This is a genomic window from Ktedonobacter sp. SOSP1-85 (assembly GCF_016587415.1).
GTDB lineage: Bacteria > Chloroflexota > Ktedonobacteria > Ktedonobacterales > Ktedonobacteraceae > Ktedonobacter.
The window spans coordinates 2,265,514-2,286,138 of record NZ_BNJI01000001.1 but is presented as its reverse complement, the minus strand read 5'-3'; the positions used below and the strand labels follow the sequence as shown (position 1 = coordinate 2,286,138).

16 protein-coding genes and 1 tRNA gene are annotated in these 20,625 nt (G+C 55.9%); 5 read left to right on the top strand and 12 right to left on the bottom strand.

Annotated elements, in window-relative coordinates:
* Window positions 1-195: 195 nt before the first annotated feature.
* From KTE_RS09560 to KTE_RS09550, 3 genes are all read right to left on the bottom strand, one after another.
* On the bottom strand, window positions 196-972 hold the full coding sequence (locus KTE_RS09560; protein WP_201380533.1) for a hypothetical protein: 777 nt from the start codon (window positions 970-972) through the stop codon (window positions 196-198).
* A 137-nt stretch (window positions 973-1,109) separates the two neighbouring features.
* Window positions 1,110-1,847 (bottom strand): anti-sigma factor, encoded by a 738-nt coding sequence (locus KTE_RS09555; RefSeq protein WP_201380531.1) that lies wholly within the window; start codon window positions 1,845-1,847, stop codon window positions 1,110-1,112.
* Window positions 1,848-1,899: 52 nt separating this feature from the next.
* Window positions 1,900-2,529, bottom strand: a complete 630-nt coding sequence (locus tag KTE_RS09550; RefSeq protein WP_201380528.1) for a sigma-70 family RNA polymerase sigma factor — start codon at window positions 2,527-2,529, stop codon at window positions 1,900-1,902.
* A 305-nt stretch (window positions 2,530-2,834) separates the two neighbouring features.
* Between KTE_RS09550 and KTE_RS09545 the strand changes: the two genes are divergently transcribed.
* A complete protein-coding gene (locus KTE_RS09545) occupies window positions 2,835-3,953 on the top strand; it encodes a citrate synthase (RefSeq protein WP_201387035.1) in 1,119 nt (372 codons plus the stop codon).
* A 163-nt stretch (window positions 3,954-4,116) separates the two neighbouring features.
* Here KTE_RS09545 and KTE_RS09540 read toward each other — a convergent pair whose 3' ends face one another.
* Window positions 4,117-6,033: a protein kinase gene (locus KTE_RS09540; protein ID WP_201380526.1), complete on the bottom strand. Its 1,917-nt coding sequence runs from the start codon at window positions 6,031-6,033 to the stop codon at window positions 4,117-4,119.
* Window positions 6,034-6,180: 147 nt separating this feature from the next.
* On the bottom strand, window positions 6,181-7,581 hold the full coding sequence (gene sufB, locus KTE_RS09535) for a Fe-S cluster assembly protein SufB (RefSeq protein WP_201380524.1): 1,401 nt from the start codon (window positions 7,579-7,581) through the stop codon (window positions 6,181-6,183).
* A 473-nt stretch (window positions 7,582-8,054) separates the two neighbouring features.
* Here sufB and KTE_RS09530 point away from each other — a divergent pair.
* The 3 genes from KTE_RS09530 (at window position 8,055) to KTE_RS09520 (ending at window position 10,805) form a co-directional block, all read left to right on the top strand.
* A tRNA-Arg gene (locus tag KTE_RS09530) sits at window positions 8,055-8,127 on the top strand.
* Window positions 8,128-8,555: 428 nt separating this feature from the next.
* Window positions 8,556-9,581: an SRPBCC family protein gene (locus KTE_RS09525; RefSeq protein WP_201380522.1), complete on the top strand. Its 1,026-nt coding sequence runs from the start codon at window positions 8,556-8,558 to the stop codon at window positions 9,579-9,581.
* Window positions 9,582-9,749: 168 nt separating this feature from the next.
* Entirely contained in the window at window positions 9,750-10,805 is a 1,056-nt protein-coding gene (locus KTE_RS09520; RefSeq protein ID WP_201380520.1) for an SRPBCC family protein, read from the top strand.
* 66 nt (window positions 10,806-10,871) lie between these two features.
* Here KTE_RS09520 and KTE_RS09515 read toward each other — a convergent pair whose 3' ends face one another.
* Both KTE_RS09515 and KTE_RS09510 read right to left on the bottom strand, forming a co-directional pair.
* Complete coding sequence (locus tag KTE_RS09515) at window positions 10,872-11,831, bottom strand: sensor histidine kinase KdpD (RefSeq protein WP_201380518.1); 960 nt, start codon at window positions 11,829-11,831, stop codon at window positions 10,872-10,874.
* A 618-nt stretch (window positions 11,832-12,449) separates the two neighbouring features.
* Window positions 12,450-13,076, bottom strand: coding sequence for a hypothetical protein (locus KTE_RS09510; protein WP_201380516.1), 627 nt, complete (start codon window positions 13,074-13,076; stop codon window positions 12,450-12,452).
* Window positions 13,077-13,405: 329 nt separating this feature from the next.
* Between KTE_RS09510 and nth the strand changes: the two genes are divergently transcribed.
* The gene (gene nth / locus KTE_RS09505) at window positions 13,406-14,068 is read left to right on the top strand and encodes an endonuclease III (RefSeq protein WP_201380514.1); all 663 of its coding nucleotides are present in this window, start codon (window positions 13,406-13,408) and stop codon (window positions 14,066-14,068) included.
* A 371-nt stretch (window positions 14,069-14,439) separates the two neighbouring features.
* Here nth and KTE_RS09500 read toward each other — a convergent pair whose 3' ends face one another.
* The 5 genes from KTE_RS09500 to KTE_RS09480 all read right to left on the bottom strand — a co-directional run bounded on the left by KTE_RS09500 (window position 14,440) and on the right by KTE_RS09480 (window position 20,606).
* Window positions 14,440-14,961: a GNAT family N-acetyltransferase gene (locus tag KTE_RS09500; protein WP_201380511.1), complete on the bottom strand. Its 522-nt coding sequence runs from the start codon at window positions 14,959-14,961 to the stop codon at window positions 14,440-14,442.
* A gap of 225 nt (window positions 14,962-15,186) precedes the next feature.
* Window positions 15,187-15,621, bottom strand: a complete 435-nt coding sequence (locus KTE_RS09495; protein ID WP_201380509.1) for a hypothetical protein — start codon at window positions 15,619-15,621, stop codon at window positions 15,187-15,189.
* Between the two features lie 164 nt (window positions 15,622-15,785).
* The gene (locus tag KTE_RS09490; protein ID WP_201380507.1) at window positions 15,786-16,520 is read right to left on the bottom strand and encodes an ABC transporter ATP-binding protein; all 735 of its coding nucleotides are present in this window, start codon (window positions 16,518-16,520) and stop codon (window positions 15,786-15,788) included.
* The gene (locus KTE_RS09485) at window positions 16,520-17,497 is read right to left on the bottom strand and encodes an ABC transporter ATP-binding protein (RefSeq protein ID WP_201380505.1); all 978 of its coding nucleotides are present in this window, start codon (window positions 17,495-17,497) and stop codon (window positions 16,520-16,522) included. Before KTE_RS09485 ends, KTE_RS09490 begins: the two co-directional genes overlap by 1 nt.
* A 40-nt stretch (window positions 17,498-17,537) precedes the next feature.
* A complete protein-coding gene (locus KTE_RS09480; RefSeq protein WP_201380503.1) occupies window positions 17,538-20,606 on the bottom strand; it encodes an FtsX-like permease family protein in 3,069 nt (1,022 codons plus the stop codon).
* Window positions 20,607-20,625 lie beyond the last annotated feature (19 nt).

Sequence of the window (20,625 nt, the reverse complement as noted above, 5' to 3'; positions counted from 1 at the left end):
TGTCACTATATAGCGCTTTTCCTTGTGCTTGGGATTGGGGGAGGGCGGGTAAGGTTACTTATAAGTAACTTAACCCGTCCTCCCTTATTTTTGGCGTGACGCCTTGCGCCTGCGGCGCTTGTTTTGGTTGGTGATGTGATGCCCCTGGCGGCCTTAGGCCGCCAGGGGCATCACATCACCAACCAGGAATTGAACTTATGGGGTCACAGGCTGGGACTGTGTGGATGCGTTTGTAGGGGGAGCTGCTGTCTGGCTCTTCTTGGAGCGCCGCCCGGTCAGCAGGACGCCCGCGAAGAAGACGATCCAGCCAAGAGCCATAATGATCCAGAAGGTGCTCTGTAGACCCAGGACACGTGCCAGGGTACCGGCGGCGGCATCGATCAAGGCTCCGGCCATGATCAGGACGTTGGCCCAGAGCAGGTTTAGCGATTGCAGGCCACCAACCTGGCTCTGCTTGCGCACGAGCTTCAGGCCAGAATAGAGGGCTACTCCAGCAATGGCGACGACTCCCAGCGTGTTGAGCAGAATCGTGGTGACCAGCCAGGGGCCAGGATGCAGGATGCCTGTACCGGGTGTGCCTGCGATCTGGCTCAATTTCTGCATATCGATAGATCCATCGAAGGTAAAGGCTGTGGCGATCACGCTCAGGAACGAGAGGAACATCAGGCAGGAGCGTGTCAACATGGGTTTGCCCCGAAGGGCGATACTGCCCAGGCCCAGCCAGGAGGGCATAAGGGCCGCCCCGAGAGTATAGTAGATGCGGAAGCAGAGGATGCCCAGGCTACTGGTTGGTTGGGCCATGATCATCACCACATAGGCGATAGTCGCTGCGAAGGCCATCAGCAGGGCGATTGACCAGTAGAGTTGATAGACGCGCCTCCGGCGTAGGTACTGGCGCGTAATCATGCCCGCGAAAATCCCCGTCACCAGGACATTGATGATGGGAGAGGCAAATAGAAGTACGGTGTTCATATTTACAACCTGTGTCTGATTGGTTTAATTGAAAGTATCATTGCTCTGCATAGACTATACAAAAAACCACGCTTACGCGCAACGCATAGAAGCTCTACATAGGGTGGGAAGAAGGCCAATGGCAGCACCGGATTGGATTAGAGGCGCAGGGGAACTCTCAAAGCAAACAGGCCTATTCCTCCTATCAGGAGGAACAACAGACCCAGTCCCACACGTCCCAGCACCGTATTCAGATCGAAGAAGAACACTACTGGCCAGCTTGAGGTTGGACTGGGAACAGGAGTTGTCGTGGGTGACTTTGTTGTGATTTGAGGTGTATTAACCTGGGGCGAGGCTTCCGTCGCGCGAGGCATCGTACTTCCTGGCTGCTCTGTTTTAGTATTTGATTGTGTGCTGGAGCCACTTGAGTTGGCCATATTAGAATGGGACGTCCCACTGGAGCTTGGCAGCATCGCAAGCAGACTAGAGCCCAGGAGGAAGAGACCGATGACTGCGGCGAGTGCGCTCAGGGTACGCAGCCCACTTCTCGCATAGAGCGACCAGCGAGCGCGTGGCCGCGTTGGCGTATATGAGGCACTCTCCCTTTCGTCATCTTGCGTTTCGAGGAATATGTTATCAGCCTGGGCAGTTGCATACAGTGGTGGCGTATCGGGGAGGCTGCTGGCATTGCGCGCAAGGGTAAAAGACCTGGGTAGGGCTGGGCGTGGGAGGGCCTGGAGGAGCGCGATGGTACGACGTAGCTCATCGAGTTCCTGTTCACATATGGTACAGGAGCTCAAATGGCTTGCCAGGCGTTCCTGTTCGGAGGAGGTAAGCTCCCCATCCAGGTACGCTGAGAATTCTTCTGATGTCAGGTGTTGTTCGTCGTATGCCAAGCGTCTACTCCGTCTCCTCAAACATAAGCTGTGTCTATTGGTAGAGATCCATTCAACTGGTTAGACGGTAATCGCGGGGTAAAAGTTCCCGGTGTTGTGAGAGATACTGGCGGAGCTTCGTACGTCCACGCGAGATGCGGGACCGGACCGTTCCTAGCGTTGACTGAGTGCTTGCGGCCACCTCCTCATACGAGAAGCCCTCGATATCGCAGAGGATGACCGCGACTCGCTGATCAAGTGGCAGCTGTTGCAGGCCCGTTTGAATCAGCTCCTGAAGCTCCTGGTTGAGCAGTCGCGCCTCGGGATTATCGCTGAGATGGGTATCGACCAGGGCACCAAGTGCCTCCTGAGTGTGGGGTTCGTCATCGTCGGTAAGCTCATCCAATGAGGCGGCGGGATGGCGCTGCTTATAGCGCCAGTAGTCGCAGGCCAGGTTGGAGCCGATGCGCAGGAGCCAGGCCCGAAAGGAGGAGCCGCCTTTGAAAGATTGAATATGGCGAAAGGCGGAGAAAAAGGCATCCTGCGTCACATCGGCTGCGGCATCAGCATTGCCGAGCACGCGTAGGACAGAGGCATACATAAGCTGCTGGTAACGTTCAACCAACTGATTAAATGCCTCAAGGTCGCCGCGCTTACTGCGAGCAATAAGCCATGCCTCATCTTCTGGCGTGTGCTTGCTCATACCCTCTTTTGCCTCTCTCCTGGGCGATACCGCTTTTCCGGTGTCACTCTTATGCCTGCTTCGTCCGCTAGTGTAGCACAGAATCCCATTTTGTGCACGTCCCAGGTCTCTTCTGTTAGCTAGCTTCGTTGACACCCTTCTTTTTTGACGATTATAATTATTTTGAATCAACTTGCTTCTGTTTGTGCAAGAAATGGCCGTTGATTGTGCTTGTCCGTTTCGCTGATGAGGCGGATGCTGGTTCGATGATAGGAACCGCCCAGGCGTATTCCACCAAAAATTTACATCTCTTCGGAGGAATTGCGATGACCACTGAAGGTCTTGAAGATGTTGTGGCTACAACATCGCGAATTTGTGATCTCGATGGTAAACTTGGTAAGTTAACGTATTACGGTATAGATATTCATGACCTGGCTCGTCATTCGAGCTTTGAAGAGACCGCGTACCTGCTCTGGCATGGTGTTCTGCCTACCAAAACGCAACTGGCGGAAGTGGAGCAGCAGTTACGCGCCAACCGCGCTCTGCCGAGCCGCATCATCGATCTGATGCACTTATTGCCACCTTCCACTTCTCCGATGGATGTGCTCCGCACAACTGTCTCCGCCCTTGCAGCCTTTGACGATGACTTAAACGATAAGTCTACCGCCGCCGATGAGCGACGCGCCATCCGCCTGACATCCGCGCTGCCCACGATCATTATGACCTGGAATAGCATCCGCGAGAAGCGTAACCTCGTTGAGCCTCTCCAGACTGGCACGCACGCGGCGAATATGCTCTACATGCTGACAGGCAAAGAACCGGATGCCTATACTGCCCACGCCCTGGACGTGGCCTTGATCCTGCATGCCGATCATGAACTAAACGCCTCGACATTTGCCGCGCGTGTGACCGCTGGCACCAAGGCTGACATGTATGCCTCGGTTGTTGCGGCCATCAGCGCCCTCTCTGGCCCCCTGCATGGGGGCGCCAATGAGCAAGTCATACGCATGTTGCTCAGGATTGGCGAGGTACGAAACGTTGAGTCGTACCTGGAGGATGCCCTGGCGCGTAAAGAGCGTATCATGGGCTTTGGTCATCGCGTCTACCGCACCGAGGACCCACGCGCGACCCATCTGCGGGCCATGTCCCAGGAGCTGGGCGAGCGCACAGGCGATTTACGCTGGTACGAGATGTCGCGCGCGATTGAGGAGTATATCAAGGAACATAAGGGCCTCAACGCGAACGTCGACTTCTACTCTGCCTCGGTCTACTACATGCTGGGTATTCCCATTGACCTGGATACGCCCATTTTTGCCTCCAGCCGCATCTCTGGCTGGACTGCGCACATCCTTGAACAATACGCCAACAATCGCCTCATCCGCCCACGTGCCGAATACGTTGGCGCGAAGGCCACCGAGTACGTTCCACTTGAACAGCGCGGCTAATAAACCGCAAAACAACATGTAGGGTCCATGCTGGCATGGACTCCGAGGTCCGCAGGCCGACACCCCGCGTGGGGAGGTCGCTTCGCTCGGCAGCCCATGCCAGCATGGACCCTACATATTTGTGGTACGACCAGCTCCGCACCTTCATATGTAGACGCGTACTTTAGTAGCGTCGTGCCCCCAGGAGGTCCTGTTTGAGGCTGGCATAGCTCTGGTAGCGCACCTGGGGATCTTCGGCCAGGGCGCGGCTCAAGATGGCCTCAAACTCGGCTGAGACATTGGGGTTGAGGATGCGCACAGGCGGATAGGTTGGGTAGTGGGGCGGCGCGACATTCGTGATGGCGTGGTGCATGCTGGCTGCCAGGGCATAGATACAGGTCCGGATATCGTAGGGTTTATCCTGGATGGGGAGATAGGGCGAGATCACTAGCTTGCGCGTGGTACGCTTCCCGTGCTCCAGGCGACCGCCCGCTGACTGCGAGGGGGGCGGAACCTGAAAGCCCGTCAGGTGGACGCGGTTACGCTGCTGCTCAATAATGATATTGGCGGGTGAGAGATCATAGTGGCGCACGACGGGCTGTTGCTGCTCCAGGGCGATCAGGATGTTGAGCACGGCGAGCATGTAGGTGCGCACCTCGGCCTCGGGAATGGGGCGCAGCAGCTTCTGTAGACGTTCTTCAATGCTCTCGCCATTAATGTAGGAAAGCACAAGATAGTAGTGGCGTCCCTCCGCGAAGCGATCCAGCACGCGTGGTACCAGGGGATGGCGTAGGCGTGTCAAGGGTTCGGTCACGTGATCATAGTGGGCCACATCCTTGGCGCGCTGTGCCAGGGGGAGATCGCTGCACTCCCAGCGCTTGAGAACGACGCGCTGATCGTTCTGGCGTTCATCGGTCGCGATGGCGACCATGGTATTGCTTTCTTCAGATTGCTTAAGCACATGTTTGATGGCATAGCGACCCTGGCGGAGCGTGACGCCTATCAGCGGGCTGCGAGGGACCATGGCGGCGGGAACGGTAAGGCGTCCACATTGGGAGCAGCAACGCTGGCCAAAGCGTACGGGGGCCTCGCAGTAGGGACAGCGCCGGTTGTCGTATTCAGCGCCACAGAAGGAGCAGCGCGCGGCGCCACTACGATTTTGTTGTCCACAGCGCTGGCAGACATAGCGCTGTAGCGCGATCTGCACGGCCTGAGTATAGCTCCTGGCGAAATCGCTGATGCTGTTGTAACGCTGGTGATAGTTCTTAGCGAGAGCGCGCATCAAGACCGCGCTGACCTCGGAGGGGATGCGCGTATTTAAATGGTGAGGTGGCATTGGTTGCTCGCCTGCGTGCGCGTGCCACATCTCCTCCAGGCGTTTGTAGACAAAGGGTGTGCGCCCGGTAAGTAGTTCATAGCAGCAGATCGCCAGGGCGTATTGATCGGAGTCGCGGCGGGGGGTCCCCTGCCATTGCTCAAGCGGCATGTAGGCAGCGGTCCCCGTGATTTCGCCCAGCGAGGCATGCGTCTGCATTCCCAGGTAAAACGTTGTGCCGAAGTCGGCAAGCAGCACCTGGCCATTGCGTCCAATGAGCAGGTTGCCAGGTTTGACATCCTGGTGAACCAGGCCATTGTTATGCACATATTGCAGCGCTGAGGCCGTCTGGTGGATATAGGGAATGAGCTCTTCGACGAAGGCCAGGCGGCGTGTCCCATCCTCGCGGCGGAAGAGATCGAGAATGGTCTGGGGAGCATACTCGGTGACCAGGTAGGGGCGTTCGTTCCCTGTGAGTTGGCCAAAGTTATATACAGGCAAAATATTGGGGTGGTGCATGGCCGCAATCCGGCGTGCCTCCTGAAAGAAGCTGGCCTGAGCCTTGGCGGTGAGCTGGTCAAGACGCAAGACTTTTAAGGCCAGCGTGCGGCTTAGGGGCGCGGGTTCGCGTATTTTATATACCTGTCCATAGCTTCCGGCGCCAATGAAGGCCATAATTTCATATGAGCCAATGTGTGACCCTTGCACGAGGAAGTCACAGTGTTGGCAGCAAACCGCGTCAGGGGGATTGGAGTGTGTCCCACGCGGATTCAGGCAGTAGGCCAAGGACGTCTCCTACATCTTCTCTATCTGTATTAGTGGTCTTGTCTCTCTACCACATGTACGCCTGTAAGGGGGATGAGTTGCGTTCCTGACAAAAAAGCGGAAGAGGTATATGACCTCTTCCGCTTTGAGCATGTTTGCTTATCTCTACTAGCCCACGCTACCGGACATCTCAAGCTGGATCAAGCGATTAAGCTCGACCGCGTACTCCATCGGTAGCTCTTTGGTGATGGGCTCGATGAAGCCGTTGACGATGAGGGAGTAGGCCTCGGACTCGTCGAGACCGCGACTCATCAGGTAGAAGAGCTGATCCTCGCCGACCTTGGAGACGGTCGCCTCGTGGCCGATCTCGGTCTGGTTCTCCTCGACGCGAATCGTCGGATAGGTATCGGTACGAGCATTCTCGTCGAGCAGGAGCGCGTCACAGCGTACGCTGGACTTGGTGTGGTGCGCGCCTGGGTTGATGCGTACGAGACCGCGATACGACGCGCGACCGGTGCCCTTGGAGACCGACTTCGACAGGATCTGTGAAGTGGTGTGAGGGGCGAGGTGCGTGATCTTCGCGCCCGCGTCCTGGTGCATACCGTCGTTAGCGAAGGCAACCGAAAGGACGTCACCACGCGCGCCCGGCTCCATCAGCATGACCGCGGGATACTTCATCGTGACCTTAGAGCCCAGGTTACCATCGACCCACTCCATGGTGGCATCGCGGTAGGCCGCGGCACGCTTGGTCACCAGGTTATAGACGTTCTTCGACCAGTTCTGGATGGTCGTGTAGCGGATGCGTGCGCCCTCCATGGCCTTGATCTCGACCACGGCGCTGTGCAGGCTGTCGCTGGTGTAGCTTGGCGCGGTACAACCCTCAACGTAGTGGACATAGGAGCCCGGCGCGGCGATAATCAAGGTGCGCTCGAACTGGCCCATGTTCTTCGCGTTAATGCGGAAGTAGGCCTGTAGAGGAATCTCTACGCGTACATTCTCCGGCACATAGACGAAGCTGCCACCGCTCCAGACGGCGCTATTGAGCGAGGCGAACTTGTTATCAGAAGGCGGAATGATGGTGCCAAAGTGCTCCTTGATCAGGTCGGGATACTCGCGCAAGGCTGTATCCATATCTGTGAAGATAACGCCCAGTTTCTCAAGGTCCTCGCGCATCTTGTGATAGACGGCTTCGCTCTCGTACTGCGCGGTAACGCCCGCCAGGTATTTCTGCTCCGCCTGGGGAATGCCAAGGCGGTCGAAGGTGTCTTTAATCTCAGCTGGGATATCATCCCAGGTTTTGCCCTGCTGTGGCACGGGCTTAATGTAGTAGTAGATATCGTCGAAGTTGATGCCTGAGAGATCAGCCCCCCAGGTGGGCATTGGACGCTTCTCAAAGAGTTTCAGGCTCTTGAGACGGAAGTCCCGCATCCAGCTGGGCTCACCCTTCATCTCAGAGATCTGGGCGACGACACGCTCATCGAGTCCCTTCTCGGACTTGTATGTATAATTTTCTGCTACATGGAACCCGGCAGTGTAGTTGCCCTGCTCCAGTTCAAATGCCTGACTCATAAAGAATTACTCCACTCGCTGGCTGATACCTTATTCTCTATTGGTAATGGAAGCGTGACGCTTCCTGCAATCCATCCTGCTAATCCTTACTGGGCTACTCGGATTTTCTTTGGTATTATATGTCTTTTTATGCTGCTTGTCAAGGAGAACACCGCTTGCCGACGCCCCGCCTGGCCTCTAGACGCATGTGTGACATGTGCCAGGTAAGTTGACAGGCAGGAAGGAGGGGGACGACGCTGCTGAAGCACGCGTCTACATATGATGGTACGAGGCATATCGCCCATCATATGTAGACGCGTGCTTCAGCAGCGTCGGTGCCTTTCTTATACATCCCTCTAGAATCAATCGACCAGGAGGACGTTTCTCTATAGGAGATATGGGCATGTGCTTTTTGTGGTAAGAGCTTGACAGAAGGCGCATAAAGTTGCTATTATGGTGGCGTGTTTGGGGAGAGGTATCTCCCCAAACCATACGCGCCCATAGCTCAGTGGATAGAGCAACCGCCTTCTAAGCGGTTGGCCGCAGGTTCGAATCCTGCTGGGCGCGCCCTAACTTACAATCTCGTCATGGTGGCGGGATTTTTTTGTTTTCGCGCTGGACACACCGCATCGTGATATGTAGGCGCGTGCTTTAGCGGCGCAGTCGGGTGGTACATTGCAGCGCGGGCCATTAGTAGGAGCTATACATTTATCTGTTTCATGCTATACTATAGTATGTCTTTTTGACTCCTGTTGCAGAACTCAGGGGCGTTGTGGCGATGCTGGCTACGGCGTCCGTAACGATTCACCTTCTTACAGACACATGTTGGACTGTATTTGTAGGCGCAAGTTGTGTTGTTTGTCTTTCTTATGCGGAAACCAACGTCGCTCACGCGACTAGCGCTTCGCGCTCAGGTTTCCGAAGAGGCACTTTGTAATGCGTTTGGGTGAACAGGTCTTGTCGCGCCCCCGCGACACTGAGCAAAGGGGTTTCATATGGTAGAGCATAGTGCATCGGTGACAGTCAAAGCCCCGGTCCACCAGGTTTATGAACTCTTTACGCACTTCAATGACTTCCCCAAGTTTATGCGCTTCGTCAAAGAGGTGACCTATTATGACGATCAGCGTAGCCACTGGGTTGTGCAGATGTTGGGGCGTCATGAATGGGATGCGGTTAATGAGGATTGGATTCCAGACAAGCAGGTTGGTTGGCGCTCAGTTCGCGGCTTAAAAAATGGCGGACGCGTCAAATTCCGTGCGCTGAGCCCGCAAAGTACAGAAGTCGCGGTGTATATCTACTACGTCCCGCCTACGGGTACGCTGGGACGCCTGGGTGAAAACCTGGGGGTGAATAGTTACATCGATACCGTGTTGCAGACCGAGTTGACCCATTTCGCGCGCATGGTCGAGGAGGCTCCAGAGGGGGCGCTCGATCCTATGTCATCACACTACCTCTTCCATAAAGAGAGCGTGGTGTCTCGCGGCGAGATGACAGAGCGCCAGCGGCTCTCCATGCAACATGATCCGATAATGACTACCCAGGCTCTGGCTGAACGCGAGCAGCGCATCGCGCGGGAGAAGGACCGCAAGCAGCGCGAGTTCCAGCAGGCAAGCGAAGTGACACGTTTGCGCCTGGAACGCGAGAAGCAGGCCCGCGAGGCCTTTCTCAAGAGCCTGGAGGAAGCACGCCAGGAAAAGCTGCAAGCCATGGCTAATGTCATCGCGGATGAGCCCCTGGAAACCTATGCGCCACACCCGGTCTATGATACGCTGGGAGGTCGCCACGCGGGCCTGGAGCGCACCAACTTTGGCGATAAGGATTCTCTGCGCCCGCGTTATCCCTGGTATACTCAGGACCCGATGATGTCGCGCTTGCCTCCCAAGGAGAAGAATCCCGAGCAGAAATCCGTCGAGGATCTCTACGAAGAGTCGCCCTGGATGATGCTTATTCGCGGCAATCGCGATGTCTGCATTCTTAGCGACTACTATGAGCCTGGTAGTAGCGCCAATCCACCCCAGTAGGGTCATGTAGCGGCAAAGAAAAAGGTTGTGGTTGGTGCGCGAACGCGCACCAACCACAACCTTTTTCTTTGCCGCTACGAAACTTCTCTAGCTTATGATGCGTGCTAAGAGATACATCATTGGTAGTTTGGTAATGTGAGAAGATGAGGAGATGAGGAGAGATATCTTATGGCAGAACATCATGTTTCCGTCACCGTTCGTGCGCCTGTACAGCAGGTCTATGCCTTGTTTACGCATTTCAACGATTTCCCCAAGTTTATGCGTTTTGTGAAGGAAGTGACCTACCATGATGACCAGCGTAGCCATTGGGTAGCCCGGGTTGGAGGACGACACGAATGGGACGCAGTTAATGAGGGCTGGATTCCTGACCAGCAGATTGGTTGGCGCTCAATAGATGGACTGCAAAATACTGGTCGCGTCAAATTTACTCCGGTCGGTACTGGACAGACGATGGTGGATGTGTTCCTCAACTACACCCCACCTGCGGGCGTCCTCGGGGTCGCCGTCGAGAAATTAGGCATGGACTCACATTTTCAGTCTGTCTTAGAAGAGGACATGCAGCATTTCGCGCGTATGGTTGAGGAGGCGCCCCCAGGCGCGCTTGATCCTATGTCATCGCACTATCTCTTCCATGAGGGGAGCGCCGTCGCGCGTGGCGAAGCCACCAGCCGCCAGGAAGAATCCATGGAGCACGATCCGATGATGGCCGAAGAGCGCCTTCGTGAGCGCGATACAACCATTGCCCGGCAGCAAGCCGCGTCCTATAGCGAGGAGCAGCGTCGCCAGGCAGAAGAGCAGGCGCGTTTACAGCAGGTGGAACGTGCGAGCGCCGAGCAGGAGGCGGTACTGCTCGAGCAAGACAGGCGCAATCGCCAGGAGGCCGCGGCCCGGCGCGAGCAGGAAGCGGCCATGGAGAAACCCCGCGAGCCACACCCGGTGTATGACACGCTTGGTGGGCGCAATGCCGCCATGGCCAATACGCCCTTTGGCGACCAGGATGCGCGCGGCGAGCGCTTCCCCCAGCATAATCAGGATCCGATGAAGGCGCGTGCAGCCTATGAGAATGCCGGAATGACTCGGACGCCCGTCGAGGGCGAAGAGGTCGCCTCTCCCTGGGAGAGCCAGATTCATGGGCGCCCCTTCGATGTTGAGGAGGAGGGCCAGCGCCCCCTTGAAGAAGGCAAGATCCACAGACAGCAGGAGCAGCGCGATCTGAACGAGTAAGGTTATAGATAAGAGATGTGGTACACCCGGGCAGCCACAGGCTGCCGGGTATATCACATCTCTTATCTAGGCAATAAAGGGAAGCGTGAACCAGAAGGTAGAACCCTCTCCCTGGATGCTGTCGACGCCGAGGTGCCCACCATGCCGCTCGATGATGGTGCGGCAGATATGCAGGCCAAGTCCAAGGCTTACGCCAGAGCCATTTTGCACGCTGATGCCCGGGACACGGTAGAAGCGTTGCCAGAGCTGAGCTTGCTCCTCGGTCGATATGCCTGGGCCAGCATCTTGAACCGCGACCTTGACTTCTTGCGCGGTCGAGGAAATAGCTACGTTGACCCCTGTCTCGGGGGCTGAGTATTTGAGGGCATTGGTCAGGTAGTTGGTGATGACCTGCCCGATCCGGTCTGGATCAGCCTCGATACGAATTTCCTGTGTACATGAGAAGTTGTCCAATACAATCAAGCGTTTTGGCCAGGACGCGCGCTGATCCTCGACGGCCTCTTTGATTACGGTGATCAGATCACACTCTTGAAAGTGTAGTTCAAGGCGATTGGCCTGGATGCGTGAAATATCGAGGAGGTCGCCAACCAGGCGATTTTGTACGCGTACCTGGCGCTCGGCGCGCTCCAACATTTCGCGAATGACGTCAACTTTATTCGCAAAATCCTCTCTGGTGTCATCCAGGCGGAAGGCCTTCAGGCGACGTTTGGCCAGCTGAATATTGCCATTGATAGTCGTTAAAGGCGTACGTAGTTCGTGGCTGGCGATGCCTAAAAATTCGTCCATGCGCTGGTTGGCATCGAGCAAGGCATTGATGTTGTCCTGGGCCTCAGTAAGCTCTTCTATCAGGCGATCACGCTCATTCAGGACCGTATGCAGGCGTGTTTCTAACGCCTTGCGAGCCTCCTTTTCCTGGTGGAGGGCAAGGTTCTGTTCCTGCTGTATTTTCTCCAGCTCAGCAATACGCACGCGCAACGCGCGCACCTCTTGGTAGTTTGTCTGTTCCTCTTGGACTGAACCTTCCAACGGTTCATCTCCTTTGAATAGTTCTGTAACACGCCTGGCTAGTGATGAGCTCATATATCCTGTCTCTCGCAGTTTTCGCTTTATGCCCATGAATGAGAAATCCGTTTGGCGCGCTGTGGCGCAAGCTCTTATGCGGAAACCAACCCCCATTCGGGGGCGCGGCGTCACTCTCGTGACTAGCGCTTCCCCCATTCGGGGACAAGCGCGCTCAGGTTTCCAAATAGGCAGTAACTGTCCTTTACTAGTAATCGTTGCCTATTCACTACTATTCTTAATCGCCAGCACAAATTCAGCATAGTGGGGCGAGGTAATAAAAAGGCTTAAACCTAAGGAGCTTTTAGCAGATGGTATGTGTATTATACCACTTACCTGTGCGGTTTTTCCCTGGTCCGGTCTGTGTTGCGGCTGTTAAGCTCTTAAATAAGCAGGATATCTCCAGGTATAAGCCTGTTTGCCTGCTAGGACTTTCTAGCTAGCCAGCCGACGCTGGGGGGGCCGCGCAGTCCCTCGCAGCGTCGGTTGGATGGTACATTCTCGGGCTCATTTGCTTTTGTCATGTAGACAAAGGGGTAGGCGCCTCCGTTTGTTTGTTTGTTGCTCAATGAAATTGATAGCTCATCAGTTCTCTCTCTGTTGTGTCCAGGTAGGTTGCGTACGCAGGCGTTCGTCGATGAGTTGGAGGAAGTGGACGCCTGCGGAGATGGTTTGTAGGGCCGCTCGGGTGGTGTGTGATTGGGAGAAATAGCTGGATACTTGTTGGTGGAAGTGGCGTATGGCCTGGCCGAGGGCCTGGTTCTCTGGTAGGAGGGCGAGCACTTTGTCCTTGGGGAGACCCCAGATGGCGAAGGGCTGGCCTGTCTCGATGGAAAGGTAGCTATAGAGGATGGGCCAGACGCTGGTGCAGAGAAAGCGGACGGAGCGTTCAAGCCTGCCATCCCCGTGGTGGAGCATGTCTTCGGCTGGCTCGCTGATAGCTTTGGGCAGGCGCTTCAGGGTGGCGCGACATTTCTCCAGAGTTTCGGTCTCGCTCATTTCCTGGGCGGGAAGTTTTCCAGCTAGCATATGATAGGTGCCGGGGATGGGCCTGGACCAGTCATCGGGGCGGTTCCCTCCCGCCTCTACAGTGAGGATATAGGTCTGAAAATATTGGAAGGGGGCTGGATCGATGCGCGATAGGTCTTCTTGAATGGCTTGTCCAATCTCTAAAGGGAGTTCGCCATAGAACGAGAGAGCCTCTCCGCGCAAAAAGAGCTTAAAATCAATGTCGCTGCATCCAGGGATATAGCCACCTTTGTAGGCTGAGCCGTGCAGGGCCAGGGCGATAAACCAGGGCCGGGTATGTTTGTAGTAAACTTCAGCGGCGGCCAGTACAAGTGGCGGACGAGTGGATCGAGTGGGGTGACATCAAACATGCGCATATCTCCATCTGCTGGTAAGAGCTGGACGATCTTTATCGGACTGCCATTATAGTACATGCGTTTTATTCGCCGCCACATTCCTGCTACAATGAGGTCAGGCAGAAAGAAGCATAAGATATACTTTTCTACGAGGACAGAAAGGATGTGTGTAGTTACATGAGTAGTTCCCTCTCATCCGGGGTACAGGTTGGCTCCGGCGAGCAGGTACAGGCCATTATCGACGAGCTGTATCGCCTCTATCCCCAGGCGCGCTATGATCTTGACTTCACGACTCCATTGGAGCTATTTGTTGCGACCCAGCTCGCAGCCCAGTGTACCGATGAACGCGTCAATGCCGTCACGAAGACGCTTTTCCAGAAGTACCGTAGCGCCGCCGATTACGCGGGGGCCAATCAGGAGGAGCTGGAGCAGGATGTCAAGCAGACTGGCTTCTACCGCAAGAAGGCCAACCAACTGCGTGTCTCCTGTCAGTACCTGCTCGATCACTATGGTGGCGAGGTGCCAGGAACGATGGCGGAGCTGGTGCGTATCCCCGGTATCGCGCGTAAGACGGCCAATGTGATCCTGGGGAATGCCTTTGGCGTGGTGGATGGCTTTATCGTGGATACCCACGTGGATAGGCTCTCAAAGCGCTTTGGCTGGTCGAATCAGAACGATATCGTTAAAATCGAGCGTGACTTGATGGCGCTGGTGCCGCGTGAGCATTGGTTGGAGGCGGCCCATCGTATTATCTATCATGGCCGCGCAGTATGTAACGCGCGCAAGCCACTCTGCGCCCAGTGCACGCTTGCTAGCTACTGCCCCTCGGCCAACATGTAGGGTCTATGCTGGCATGGACTCCGAGCGAAGCGATATCCCTCCATGCAGTGGTATCGGCCTGCGGGCCGGGCGAGTCCATGCCAGCATGGACCCTACAACTTGTTTCGCGCATAAAAAGAGTCCGCCAGGCTTTTTCCTGCGGACTCTCTGTGCGGGCGAATAGGGAGTGGAGATGTAGAACGTAGGTTCTATGCTGCGTAGTATACCAGCAAAAAGCTGAAATGACAACCCTTATCCTCATCTTTTAAATGCCAGGCAAGCAGGCGTTTCACGTGAAACACCTGAGCTTATGCCCCAGACCGACGCTGCTAAAGCACGCGTCTACATATAATAGTGTGAGATGCCCGAACTATTATATGTAGACGCGTGCTTTAGCAGCGTCGGTCTGTGAGGTCGATCCAGTAGCGGAGTTTGCGGATGGGCGAGCCTTCAACGAGGGTGGCGTTCTCGAATTGGCCTCCATTGGCCTCGATCACCTTTTTGGAGCCTATGTTGTTCTCATCGCAGGTGACCAGGGCGCGACTCAGGCCAATTTTGTGCGCCTCTGCGAGTCCAAGGGCAAGCATCTTTTTGCCGTAGCCCTGGCGCCGCCTGGAGGGGCGAATCTCATATCCGATATGTCCACCAATTTTCAGCAAGAAGTCATTGAGTTCATGGCGTAGCGAGAGGCGGCCAATAAACTCTTCATGCTCTACCAGCCAGAAATCCGTGGAGGGCACGGCATAGGGAGAGCGTCGCTGCTGCTGCGCCTGGAGCTGAGCAAGAAAGGAAGTGAAATCGGCTGTGAGGCGCTGCACGTCTTTCTCCATGTGGCGTCCTTCAAGTTGAAATTCGCGAATCGCCTCAATAAACTGCTGTTTGTACTCATATGATGGTTCAATTAAACGAAGCATGAGCCGAGATCCCTTCTGTTCTTGCGCTATCGGGCTTAGCGAGATATGGTTCCTGGTTGAGGGGCGTAAAGCAATACATACGAATATAGTGGTGGTATTGTTAAGTATAGCGCTTTGGACGGGTGTTGAATAGGGGGTGAGAGAAAGTTTATGAGTGCATCCGACAAGTTGGAGGGACCACGCCAGCATGGCTCCTCCAACTTGTCGGATGCACTCATAAACTAGTTATTTATACCATTGAAATTTTATGTGATTGGTATTAAAAGTGGCGCGTACTTCTTGATTAAAAAAGAGGTAGCCCATAATCAGCAAGGGGGCCAGGCTATTGAGGATGAAGGCTACTGGCGTGTAGACATGCATAAGCCAGAGCACGATATTCTGGATTAAGAGGATTACTTCAAGTGCCAGGGTTGACCAGAAGGCCCAGCGTTTGAGTGTCCAGAGTCCATACACGAGTGCAAAGGTGTAGATGCTCAAGAAGGCTGAAACGACGCCTAGAGTGAGTAAGAAGGCGGCGGTGTGATTGGGCATGCGCCCGAATTCTCGGCTTACACTTACAAAGTTGAGCATAGCACCAGTCAGGGCCAGGAGGCCGGAGAAGGCCAGGAAGATGGCGATAATGCTAATCCCGATTGGACGTTTACGAGATAGAGTGCTCATATCGCTCATAAGTTATCCCTCCCGTCGTAATAATGCTTATGGACATTGTCCATCCCTATTGCAGACAGCGAACGGAGAACTTGAAAATGCGGATGCGTGTATTCTTAGTGTAACTCTTCAATCCAAATACGCGCCGCAGGCGCGTATTTGGATTGAAGAGTTATCTACTCTTGAGAGGCTTCGGTGGTGACGAGGCCATCGTTGATGTAGAGAACACGGTCGGCGGCCTTGTAGAGGACGGCGTCATGGGTGGCGATGAGCATGCCGATGCCCTCCTCGTGGGCAATGGTGCGTAGGAGCATGATGATGTCGCGTCCCGTGAGGGAGTCGAGGTTGCCGGTCGGCTCATCGGCGATGATAAAACGTGGTTTGTGGACCAGTGCCCTGGCGAGGGCCACGCGTTGCTGCTCGCCGCCTGAAAGCTCCATGCCGCGATGATGGGCGCGTTTGCCCAGGCCAACGTGTTCAAGCGCCTGTAGGGCCATTTCTGTGCGTTTGCGTCCAGGCACGCGGGCCAGGCGTAGGGGAATTTCGACGTTCTCCTGCGCGGTAAGCGAGGGGAAGAGGTGAGCGTTCTGGAACATCATGCCAACGCTTTCGCGGCGCAGGCGCGCGCGTTCAGCCTCGTTAAGCGTGGAGAGATCTTTCTCCAGGATGGAGACCTTGCCGCCGGTAGGGTTATCCAGCCCGATCAGGATATTGAGCAGGGTAGTCTTGCCGGAGCCGGAGCGCCCGCGCAGGGCGACGAATTCGCCTGGGAGGACACGCAGATCGATTCCACGTAGGGCATGCACGACTCCACCCCCTGAGGGGAAGTCGCGTGTGACGCCCCGGGCCTCGACGATAGTGCTAATGGGCGTGCCGTTTGGCTGCTGAGCGGTCAGTGCTTGTGAATCCATTAACGTTTCTCTCCCTTCATGGAGGGCTCGGATGTGATGTGCCCATTTTTGCCGTTGCCATTACCATTACCCTCGCTCTGGAGGGGCCAGAGTTCGACATGGTCATCGACGATACGTACCTCGGCGCGACCATTGAAGGGCAGACGCTCGATGGCCTCTTTGGGAAGTTGCAGGCGCCCCGCGCGGTCAATCAGAACCGATTCGCGGTGAGTGCGTGTGGAGAGGCCAATAATGGCGCTGGCCTCCTGCATATGCTCGTGTAGCTCTTCTAGCTCGGCCTCGCGGCGCACGGTCTCAGTACTGGTGCGCCCATCGCGGATGGCGATGGTGCGGTCAACGTTGGCTGCCAGGGCCGCGTCGTGGGTAACGGTAACAATGGTCAGTCCTAGCTGCTGATTAAGGTCGCGTAGCAGGTTGTAGATAGCGTGTGCCGTGACCGAGTCCAGTTCACCTGTTGGCTCATCGGCTAGCAAGATCTGGGGCGAGTTGGCCAGGGCGACGGCGATAGCGCAGCGCTGTTGCTCACCACCTGAGAGCTGTTCAGGTTTCTTGTTTAGCTTATCGCCGAGCCCGACCAGGCCGAGGAGCTCGTGGGCGCGTTGATTGCGCTGACGGCTTCCCACGCCACTGAGCATCTGAGGAAGGGCCACATTGGCCTCGGCGCTCAGTTCGGGCAGGAGATTACGCCCGCTTTGCTGCCAGACCTGTCCCACGATGTAGCGGCGATAATTCAGGCGCTGAGCTGCCGTGAGTCGCGTCAGGTCATTGCCTGAGACACGACAGCCACCCGCGCTTGGCACATCGAGGCCGCTAAGAATATTGAGTAACGTACTTTTTCCTGAGCCCGAGGCTCCAACGATGGCAATCATTTCACCTGGCGCCACCTCCAGATCCAGCCCTTGCAGGGCCACAACCTCGAGGTCGGCGACTTTATAAATTTTTACCAGATTATCACAAATAATAATAGGTTCCGACATGCTAGCTCCTTAGGTTCCCAATTTATCGTAGGGTTTGCTCTTAATCCTCATTCAGGCGTAGGGCCTGCCCCATGGATGGTTTTGAGACGACACGAATCATCATTGTAAGCGCGCCAATGCAGATCACAATCAGGGCTATTAGTGCCAGTAGCAACTGGCTTGAGATGATAATTCTGGTAGGTAGCAGGCTCTGGAGCGCATAGAAGGCGTTCTCTCCACCAAAGGTTCCGGCCGCGATGGGTGGAATACTGGTGACCGCCAGGGACGGTACGACGGTATAGGAGAGTAGCGCGCCAAAACCCAGGCCGAGCAGGAGCGCCACCAGGTAGATAATAGACTGCTCCCATGTGAGCACACTAACCACCTGCGCGGGTGTTGTCCCAAGCGCGCGTAGGACCGCGAAACTGGTCAGGCGAGCGCGGGCATTGATCCAGGAGGAGAGCAGGCTGCCAACGAGCGCGAGCAGAAGCGCTGTGGAGGCGCCAATGATCAGTATACCAATCAAGTTGAGGTAGAGCGGATCATTCTCCATAGAATTATAGAGTGCGCGCCGATCTATTAGCCCGCCAAGGCGCAGAGGGGTAGCTGTTAGCGCGTTGCGCACCTGGCCCAGCGTGGCCGCGTCATCGCTCGTTTTCAGCCAGATGTGGTTGATAGGCAGATGAGTATCCTGATTCTTTATGACGGATTGATATGCCGCGTTTAAGCCTATATAGCTGGTCAGGATACCTCCCTGCGCTTGGATCTGGCCATTGGCGGTATCAGAGGCATTATCGATAATAGTGGGTATATGCTCCACCTGCCCAAGAACATAGATATCGAGTGACACATTATCGAGTGAGACCGAGAAGGTCGAACCTGGATGGAGTTGCAGGGTATCCCAGATGACGCTATCGACGAAGGCGGGTATCTTACCTGGTTCGTCGGCAACGCGCAATTGCTGCATCATGGTGGCAAGCGATTGCGTTGAGCTCTGGGCGGGCCAGGCGGCTGTCTGCGCGAATGAATCTGGATCAACTGCCTCCAGTTGGAGCGTCAACGATGGTGAGATGCCATTGGTGGCCCCATTGACCTGATAATCCGCCGAGGCTGAGACGATACCGGGTAGCTGGCGGTAGCGCTCTTGCCAACCCTGGATGGAAACAGGTGGTTGGGCAATGGTGTTGGGGGCCGGGAGGGCGCCGCTGAAATCGGCTCCCGCCTGATAAGCAGCCAGGTCCTGCGTACGCTGTGCCTGGGTCGCGGTAAAAACAAGCGTAAAGATCGCGAAGGCGGTGGCGAGCGAGAGCAGGAGCGTCATGCGTAGCGCCTGCCTGGGCGAGCGCGACATCTGGGCCAGGGCCAACATCGTGGCGGCTCCGCTCCCACGTCCCGCCAGGTTCGATCCCCAGCGTAGTAAGACAGGAAAGACGCGCATAAAGAGCAGGACACAGGCTATGAGCAGGAAGACAGGCGCGATAAGCGCGAGAGGCGAAGAGACCAGGGTCTGAGTGCGAATATCGAGCAGGCCGCCACTGCTAATAGTGGTGATATAGAGCGAGGCAAAGTAGCCAGCCAGGGCGATAATTGCGGCCACGACATCGAGGTAGAGGCGCTGCCAGAAGGGGCGGCGCTGCGTGCGCGCGGCCTCGCGTCGTACCGAGAGAACATCCATGTGTGTGGCGCGGTTCAGGGTAAAGAGCAGCGCGAGAACGGCGATACCCGCTGCCAGAAGCGCGTAGGGAGCCTCGGCAATCAGAGCCAGGAGCGGCGCATTGGCGATGAGGTTGAGCGCGTCCTGGTCGGTGACTGGCAGTAGGGTATGCGCCATGAGATTCACCAGAGGGAGTGCCAGGAGCATGCCCACGATGAGCGCCAGCACACTGATCAGCAGACCCTGAACGGCGAGCGAGCCAAAGACCTGGCTAGAACTGGCACCTCGACTGCGAAGGGTCGCGATAGAGTCCGCCTGGCGATCTACCAGGAGTTCCGATATCATGCTCACAAAGATCAGGATCAGGGCAATGATCTGGAGCGAGAGGACGAGGATGGGAATACGCGCAATGGAGATGCGGTCACGGAACTGACCCAGAATGCCGCTGCTATTGCTAGAGTCAATCAGGGGACCCGAGAGCTTCACCTGCTTGAAGTAGGGATAGGGCGGAAGAGTAGTCGCGGTGAGCGAAAGCGCGCCATATTTATTGGCCATCCCGGTCTGGACCAGGTTCATCTGGCTACTAAAATCATCCAGGTTATTCATCGAGACGCTGGTCGGATTGATGTAGTAGATCCAATGCAGTGTCACAGGCGAGGTGATAAGCGTCGCCTGTGAGTGGGTAAGCCGGGCCACGCTATCAAAGGTCTGGTAGAGCGTGTTATCGCTGACCAGGCCATTGTAATACGTCCACTCGCCAGCCTTCGTCGGTTGGAAGCTTGAACCATTCCAGAAGCGGTCATTAGCGGTGGTTGGTTTGAAGATACCAACCAGGCGCATACTGACAGTCGTGTTCTGGGTATTCTGAGACGTGGGACTGATCATATAGGGGAGCTGTACCACGACCATATCGCCTACACGGGCATGCATACCCAGCGCGCTCTCACGTGTGAGGAGCAGTTCAAGCTCGCCACTGGTAGCGCTGGGAAGCTTGCCCTCTATGAGTGAGATATGGGCCTGCAATTGTGGGGATGTCGAGGCGAAGAGTTGTAACTGGTCGCCAGAGTGTTGAGGTTTAGGGGTCAGGATGCTCATGCCCGGGAATTGCAGGGAGGACTGGACCTGATTTGTCAGGTAGGGATGGAGGCGTTGCTGGACCAGGGGATCGACCTGGTTATGCACATCCTTAATCAATTGCGAGGAGAGACCTTGAATGCTGGTATCGATCTGTAACTCACGATTGATTGGGGACGCGTTGAGGGTCGAGCGTAATCCCGCTGTATTGGTGACGGTCGAGAGCAATGGGACCGTACACATGATCACAATTGCCGCCATGATTCCCAGCCCGGTCAGCAGCAGGAGTGAGCCACTTTGACGCCAGCGCCAGCGTGCGAGCGTTGTCACCGCCGAGAACGAGGCGCGTGGCTTTCTCGCGAGCGGTTGCTTTGTCCTTGTCTGTGTTGTACTGGCTGCCATACATATATCCTTTATGTTC